Origin of the sequence: Roseomonas chloroacetimidivorans, assembly GCF_049629625.1 — a bacterium.
Taxonomy (GTDB): domain Bacteria; phylum Pseudomonadota; class Alphaproteobacteria; order Acetobacterales; family Acetobacteraceae; genus Roseomonas; species Roseomonas chloroacetimidivorans.
Genome location: NZ_JBNBZS010000295.1, coordinates 1 through 1,027, shown reverse-complemented (window position 1 = coordinate 1,027; position 1,027 = coordinate 1). Strand labels below are relative to the sequence as shown.

The following is a 1,027-nucleotide window of genomic DNA, read 5'->3' as shown; positions in this document are numbered from 1 at the left end:
GGCTCCGTCCAGCGCACCGGGCCGTGCTGCTTCCGGGCGAGGGAGATGCCCAGGCGCCGGGCGGTGGCACGCGCGCTCTCCCGCGAGGTGCCGACCCGGTCTGCCAGTTCCGCCGAGGTGAGGGGGCCGTCGGCCAGGGCATCCCTCACGGCGGCTTTTAGGGTGCCGTGCGGTTTGCGGGTCATTTGGCACCTCCCGGCGGGATAACCTCGCCCTCAAGGGGCCGGTCGCCGGGGAAGTCATCGTCTCCGCCGAGACCGCCCTCGATCGCGTCCAAACGGTCGCTCTGCGTATCAGTCTGACCCTCAATCACCAGCCCATCGGCAGCGTCAGCGTCGCCGCGCGGCGCACCCAGCATGTCGTCGCGCTCCATCAGGTTCTGCGGCACCGCATCCATCGGCAGATACTTGGACAGCCGACGCAGGACCGTCTTCCGGGCCATTTGGTCCCACCAGTCCTTCCAGGGCCCGAAGTCCTTGGAGCGGCTGACCTTGCGCACGGCTTCGATCTCGGCCTTGGACATCACCTCGGCCATGATCGTGCCGTCCGTCAGCTTGGCCATGGCATAGGCGCCGATCGGCTCTCCGCGGTCCTCGCCCAGCGGCGGCGGCCGGTGGGTCAGAGGCTTGTCGAAGTCGTCGGGCCGCTGCACGAACTCGTCGTTCTTGTGCACGACCTGGACCGAGATGCCGGCGATCTGGCCGGAATTACGGGCCCGCTTCAGCACGCCGACCATCATCGGCATGTACTGCACGGCCTTGACCCATTCCTCCTTGCCGTCACGCTTGATCTTGGTGTTGAAGATCACGAGCGCAGCCTCGCGCCCGTCCGGGATTAAGCCGTCGGAGGCGCACTTGATGCAGGCGCCCAGGAGGCTGCGCCGATCGGCCGCCAGCAAGTCCGCATTCTGGTTTGCCGCCGTCAGCACGACATTGCGGAACTTCTCCAACGGGACGTTGCTGGGGAGCGCGCCCTGGAGTGCAGGGCCCATCTGCTGGAGCTGCTTCTTCAGCACTTCCTGCGGGGC

General features: G+C 67.5%; 2 protein-coding genes. Both read right to left on the bottom strand.

The features are described 5' to 3' along the window. Window positions 1–185 (bottom strand): dimerization domain-containing protein (locus ACO1BU_RS37555; RefSeq protein WP_424140932.1); only part of this gene is annotated, 185 nt, incomplete at its 3' end. Beyond that, a partial coding sequence (locus ACO1BU_RS37550; protein ID WP_424140931.1) for a recombinase RecT occupies window positions 182–1,027 on the bottom strand: 846 nt, incomplete at its 5' end. The genes ACO1BU_RS37550 and ACO1BU_RS37555, both read right to left, overlap by 4 nt.